Source organism: Actinotalea sp. C106 (assembly GCF_023630195.1).
Taxonomy (GTDB): domain Bacteria; phylum Actinomycetota; class Actinomycetes; order Actinomycetales; family Cellulomonadaceae; genus Actinotalea.
The window spans coordinates 1-5,966 of the sequence record NZ_JALPKN010000198.1 but is presented as its reverse complement, the minus strand read 5'-3'; the positions used below and the strand labels follow the sequence as shown (position 1 = coordinate 5,966).

Sequence of the window (5,966 nt, the reverse complement as noted above, 5' to 3'; positions counted from 1 at the left end):
GGCGTGCGGGGCGCCGTCGCACCCGCCGCCGTCAGGACCCGGCCGCGGTGCGGTCGGCCCGCGTTCACCCGCCGGGCGACGACCGTTCAGCACGTCCTGGCAGCGTCGGGGCTCCGTGGGCCGACGGCGTGTGCCAGGGCCCGAGCCACCCGTCATCCGAGGAGAACCCGTGTCCTGGTACGACCCGTCCGCCCCGCCCCTGGCCATCTCGCACCGCGGGGACCACCGTCATCACGTCGAGAACACCCTGCCCGCGATCGAGGCCGCGATGCTGGGCGGGGCGGACATGGTCGAGATCGACGTCCAGCTCGCCGCCGACGGGGCCGTGGTGGTGCACCACGACGCCACCTTCAGCCGGCTGTGGGACGACCCCCGCCCCGTGGCCGCGGTCGACACCGCGGCCGTGCGGTCCCTGGGCGCCGACGACCGCCGTGTCCCCCTCCTGGTCGAGGCCCTCGAGCTGTCGCGCAGCACCGGGGTCCCGCTGGTCATCGACCAGAAGACCCCCGAGGTCGCGGCAGCGGCCGCCCTCCTGGTGCAGGGCATCGGGATGAGCGAGCAGACCGGGTTCTGCGGAGAGCTCGGCGGCCTGTGGCAGGTGCGCCACACGACGCCCGGGGCGCGCATCTTCTACAACGCCCTGGGCCTGGCCCCGCCGGACGTGCGCGTGCTCGGGCTGCTGCGACCCGAGCTGTACAACCCGGAGCACTCGACCCTCGCCCCGATCCTGGTCGACGCCCTGCACGGTCTGGGCATCGGCGTCTCGTGCTGGACCCCGAACGCCCGGCACGACATCGAGCGACTGCTGGGCATGGGGCTCGACGCGATCATGTCCGACGACCTGCCGCTGCTGCGCTCGGTCGTGGACGGCACCGACTGGCGGGCCGCGCGGGACACCGCCCGGGGCCCTGCTCAGACCCGCACCGCCGACGACGCCGCACCGGCCACCGGCTCGCTCGTCGAGGCCTGACCCGCGACCTCCTGCGCCACGCCGAAGGGCCCGTCCGGTGAGGATCACCGGACGGGCCCTTCGTTCGTGCGCTGTCGTCGTGACGCGACGTGTCCGTCGCGCCAGGCCCGTGCAGGCCGGGCGGGTCAGCGCAGGGCGTCGCCGTCCGGGCCGAAGAGCAGCACCTCGTCCAGGTGGGTGCGCAGCACGAGCGGCTGCCCCTCCGTGACGACCTGGCGCTTGCCCACCCGGACCACGAGGTGCCCCGAGCGGACCGAGACACCCGGGGTGAGGTGGGTGGGCTCGGCGAAGACGAATGTCTCGGAGCCCATCCGCTCGATCCTCGTCACCCGCGCGGCGAGGTCACCCGCGCGCGGCGGCTCGCCGTCGGCGACCACCTCGAGGCCCTCGGGGCGGATGCCCACGGTGACCTCCGACGGCCCGGGCCCCTGGGCCGGGACCACCAGCTCGAGGGAGCCGCTCACCACGGCTCGCCCCTCGCGGACCGGCACGGCGTCCACGAGGTTGATGGCCGGCGAACCGATGAACCCGGCCACGAAGGTGTTGCGCGGCCGCTCATACAGCTCGGTGGGGCTGCCGACCTGCTGCAGCTCCCCGTCGAGGAGCACGCACACCCGGTCCCCCATCGTCATGGCCTCGGTCTGGTCGTGCGTCACGTAGACCGTCGTCGTGCCGAGGCGGCGCTGGAGGCCCGCGATCTCCGCGCGGGTGGAGACGCGCAGCTTGGCGTCGAGGTTGGACAACGGCTCGTCCATGCAGAACACCTTGGGGTTGCGCACGATCGCGCGCCCCATGGCCACCCGCTGCCGCTGCCCGCCGGACATGCGCGACGGACGGCGGTCGAGCTGGTCCTCGAGCTCGAGGATGCGGGCTGCCTCGGCGACCCGTGCCTTGGTCTCGGCCTTGGACACCCCGACGTTGCGCAGCGCGAAGCCCATGTTCTCCCCGGCCGTCATGTTCGGGTAGAGGGCGTAGCTCTGGAAGACCATCGCCACGTCTCGGTCGCGGGCCCGCCGACCGGTGACGTCGGCCCCGTCGATCAGCACCCGCCCGCCGGTCACGGGCTCGAGCCCGGCGAGCATCCGCAGGCTGGTGGACTTGCCGCAGCCCGAGGGGCCCACGACGACGAGGAACTCGCCGTCGTGGACCTCGAGCTCGAGCCGGTCCACCGCGGGGCGCGTGCTGTGGGGGTAGGTCCGGGAGGCTCCCTCGAAGGTCACCGTGGCCATGTCACTCCCTCTCCTGCGCGACGGGCCGGCTCGGTCACAGCTGGGGCTCGATGTCCCGCTCGATGACCGTGCGGGTCTCCTCCTCGAGCTCGGTGAAGACCGTCTCGACGTCCTCGCCACCGGTGGTGATCCGGTCCAGGGCGGCGCCGATGCGCGCGCCGCCACCGGGGACGAAGACGCGGGCGTAGTCCTGCGAGGCGGTCACCTCGAGCTGCTCGAGGGCCGTGCGGGCGTTGGGGTTCTCCTCGAGGTACGCGATCGTGTCCTCGTTCTCGAGGGCGGCCTTCTGCACCGGCATGTAGCCCGTGGCCTGGCTGAAGGTCACGGTGTTCTCGGTGTCGGTGAGGAAGGCGATGAGCTCCATGGCGGCCTCCTGGCGCGCCTGGTCGATGCCGGCCGGGATGCCCAGCCCGGCGCCACCGGTGGTCACGCCCGGCTGCGGGCCGGGGAGGAAGGCGGTGCCGAACGCGAACTGCGCGGTCTCGGTGAGGCCGCCGAGGCTGCCCGTGGACGCCAGGACGGCGGCGGCCTGCCCGGCGCCGAACTGGTTGGTCGAGTCGTTCGAGATCGCGATGTTGCCGGACTCGACCTGCTCCTGGAGGAACTCGCCGGCCTCGACGGACTCGTCCGAGGTGAAGGTGGGCTCCCACTCGTCGGAGTACGCCCCGCCGAAGGTCCAGATCATGCCCTGGAACAGCCAGTCGAGGTAGTTGCTGCCGTCGGGGGCCACGAGCGGCGCGACGTCGGGGGCGGACTCCTGCAGGTCGGCACCCCACTCGGCGAACTCGTCCCAGGTCTCGGGGCCACGGTCGGGCAGACCGGCCGCCTCCCACATGTCCTTGTTGTAGTAGAACAGCGGCGTCGACCGCGCGTAGGGCAGCGCGTAGTGGCCGTCGTCGAAGGCGTAGTCCTCGCGCAGCGAGTCCACGTAGCCGTCGGAGTCGACCCCGACGGTCTCCCAGAGCTCGTCCATCGGCGCGAGCGCGTCGGTGAGGGCGAAGTTGAACCACGTCACGTCGGAGACGACGACGACGTCGGGGAGGTCGCCACCGGCCAGCGCGGCGTTGAACCGCTGCGCGAGCTCCTCGTAGTTGGCGCCGGCGCTGACCAGGTTGACCTCGATCCCGTGCTCGGCCTCGAAGGCCGCGATCATCTCCTCCTCGACCTCCTTGGACTCGCCCGGGTGGTTGGACCAGAAGGTCAGGGACTCGACCTCGCCCGTGTCGGCCGTGGTTCCCGCCGCGGGGGCCTCGTCGGTCTCGACCGACCCGGTCCCCGCGCAGGCGGCGAGGAGCGTCAGGGCGAGGCCTCCGACGACGAGCCGCGAGGCGGTCCGGCGGTTCAGTGCGTTCATACGGGTGTGCTCCTGTGTCGTGGTCGTGCGTGGGTGGGACAGATGGGGGGAAGGTCGGTTCGGGGGCGTGGTCACCGGGGTCATCCCTTGACCGCTCCGGCCGTGAGGCCCTTGATCATGTGGCGCTGGAGCAGGAGGAAGACGACGAGGATCGGCACCATCGTCAGCACCGTCCCGGCCATCACCGGACCCCAGTTGGTGAGCCCCTCGGCGTCCTGCAGCTGGGTCAGGCCGACCGGGAGCGGGGCGACCGAGGAGTCCTCGGCGATGAGCAGCGGCCAGAGGTACTGGTTCCACTCGTTCACGACGGTGATCAGGGTGAACGCGATCAGGGTGGGCCAGGACATCGGCAGCACCACGCGCAGCAGCGTGCGGATCGGTCCGGCGGCGTCCATCTCGGCGGCCTCGAGCACCTCGGTCGGCAGGGAGAGGAAGTGGTTGCGCATCAGGAAGGTGCCGAAGGCCACCCCGGCGAGCGGGACGATGATCCCCGCGAAGCTGTTGCGCCAGCCCAGCCCGGAGACGAGGGCGTAGTTGCTGATCATGGTGATCTGGCTGGGCACCATGAGGGCCGCGATGATGACCATCAGCACGACCCCGCGCCCGGGGAACCGCAGGAAGGCCAGGGCGTAGGCGGACAGCACCCCGAGCACCACCTGCACCGCGGTGAGCACCACGGTGATGATGATCGAGTTGCGCAGGTAGTCGACGAAGTCGACCCCGGTGCGCACCGCGGTGTAGTTCTCGGTGGTCACCGGGTCGGGCAGCCAGGTCACCGGGACGGTGTAGATGTCGGGCCGCTCCTTGAAGGAGGCGGCCAGGATCCAGTAGAGCGGCAGCGCCACGACCAGGATGACGACGAGGAGGCCGAGGTAGCCGCCGGCGGCGCGAAGGGCACCGGACCGCTCGTGGGGGGCGAGGGTGGTGGTCACTTCTGACGCCCCCGCTCCATGAGGAAGACCTGGGCCAGGGTGATGAGCAGGAGGGCCACGAACATGATCGAGGCGACGGTCGCGCCGTAGCCGGCGCGAAGGTTCACGAAGGTCTCCTCGTAGATCTGGTACACCATCGTCGTCGTCCCGTCTCCCAGCGGGCCGCCCCGCGTCATCGTGTGGATCACGTCGAAGACCTGGAAGCTGTTGAGCAGCACGGTGATGAGCAGGAAGAAGGTCGCGGGGCGCAGCTGGGGCCAGGTGACGCGACGGAACTTGGTCCAGGTCGAGGCCGCGTCGATCTCAGCGGCCTCGTCGAGCTCGGCCCGCCGGCCCTGCAGCGCGGCCAGGTAGATGACGAAGGTGTAGCCCAGGTTCTTCCACACGTAGGTGGTGGTCACCATGAACAGCGCCCACCGGGGGTTCTGGTAGAAGGCCGGGGCCTCGATCCCCAGACGACCGAGCACGTCCTGGATGAGACCGAAGGTCGGGTCGAAGACGAACTGGAAGGCGACCCCGACGGCGGCTCCCGCGAGCACGAAGGGGGCGAAGACCAGGGACCGCACGGCGTTGCGCCCGACGAGCTTCTGGTCGAGCAGCAGGGCGAGGGCGAGCCCCAGGACCATCGAACCGATCACGGCGGCGCCGGTGAAGACCACCGTGTTCCACATCACCGTCTGGCTGCTCGAGCTCGTGAACCACTCGACGTAGTTGTCGACGCCGATGTACTCGGCGGTGGGCGAGGCGATGTTCCAGCTCGTGAAGGAGAGCCGGAAGTTGTCGAGCAGCGGGCGGTAGGTGAACACGCCCAGGAGCACGAGGTTCGGGAGGAGGAAGGCCAGCGCCAGGAGCACCTCGCGGCGACGGTACCGCTGGCCGCGGGGGCGCGCAGGCCGCTCCCTCGGGCCGGGTGGTCGGGGGGTCAGAGCGACCACGGGGTGGTCGTCGGTCCTGGCGTCTGCGGTCACGTGGAGTGACTCTGCAGGCGTCAGATGAGCCCCTGCCCAACAAGATCAGCGACCCAGGTGAACCGAGGGTGAAATCCCCCTCCCCCACATCTCGTGTCAGAACCTGGGGTACCCAGAGGTACTCCAGGTTCTGACACGAGGTCGAGCTCGGCTCGGGTCAGACGTCGACCGGGCCTAGGTCAGGGGCTCGGACGAAGCGCGCGGTGCCCGAGCTCGCGGCGTGCAGCTCGAGGACGGCGAGCTCGTTCTGGTCGCGGACCACGGGGCCGGGCACGTAGACGGTGCGGGTCGGGCCTGCGGCGGAGTACCGACCCAGCAGGGTCCCGTTGACCCACACGAGCCCCTTGGTGAACCCGTCCAGCCGGAGGAAGTGGTCCCGCCCTGCGAGGGACGAGAACGAGCCGGCCCGCAGGACCGGGCCGGCCACGGGAGCGTCCGGGTCGACCGCCGCAGCACCGGCGAGCAGGGACGCGAGGTCCGCCGCAGCGAGGGGCAGCGGCGCGGCCTGCCACG

At 71.3% G+C, this 5,966-nt stretch carries 5 protein-coding genes and 1 pseudogene; 1 reads left to right on the top strand and 5 read right to left on the bottom strand.

Going from position 1 to position 5,966, the window contains the following annotated elements; all coding sequences use genetic code 11:
- Positions 1–169: 169 nt before the first annotated feature.
- Positions 170–970: a glycerophosphodiester phosphodiesterase gene (locus L0B03_RS12785; protein WP_250446322.1), complete on the top strand. Its 801-nt coding sequence runs from the start codon at positions 170–172 to the stop codon at positions 968–970.
- A 125-nt stretch (positions 971–1,095) separates the two neighbouring features.
- Here L0B03_RS12785 and L0B03_RS12780 read toward each other — a convergent pair whose 3' ends face one another.
- The 5 genes and pseudogenes from L0B03_RS12780 to L0B03_RS12760 form a co-directional block, all read right to left on the bottom strand.
- Entirely contained in the window at positions 1,096–2,199 is a 1,104-nt protein-coding gene (locus L0B03_RS12780) for an ABC transporter ATP-binding protein (protein WP_250446319.1), read from the bottom strand.
- Positions 2,200–2,233: 34 nt separating this feature from the next.
- Positions 2,234–3,553, bottom strand: a complete 1,320-nt coding sequence (locus L0B03_RS12775; RefSeq protein WP_250446315.1) for an ABC transporter substrate-binding protein — start codon at positions 3,551–3,553, stop codon at positions 2,234–2,236.
- 80 nt (positions 3,554–3,633) lie between these two features.
- Positions 3,634–4,485 carry a carbohydrate ABC transporter permease gene (locus L0B03_RS12770; protein WP_250446313.1) on the bottom strand — a complete coding sequence of 284 codons (852 nt, stop codon included), beginning with the start codon at positions 4,483–4,485 and terminating at the stop codon, positions 3,634–3,636.
- Positions 4,482–5,453, bottom strand: a complete 972-nt coding sequence (locus L0B03_RS12765) for a carbohydrate ABC transporter permease (RefSeq protein WP_250446311.1) — start codon at positions 5,451–5,453, stop codon at positions 4,482–4,484. The genes L0B03_RS12770 and L0B03_RS12765 overlap by 4 nt, the downstream gene beginning before the upstream one ends.
- Positions 5,454–5,610: 157 nt before the next feature.
- A pseudogene (locus L0B03_RS12760) lies at positions 5,611–5,966 on the bottom strand (beta-galactosidase); the annotation flags it as partial.

Bases quoted from the DNA above. Each gene is read 5' to 3' on its own strand.
- L0B03_RS12775 (WP_250446315.1), bottom strand. From the start codon at position 3,553: ATGAACGCACTGAACCGCCGGACCGCCTCGCGGCTCGTCGTCGGAGGC.
- L0B03_RS12780 (WP_250446319.1), bottom strand. From the start codon at position 2,199: ATGGCCACGGTGACCTTCGAGGGAGCCTCCCGGACCTACCCCCACAGC.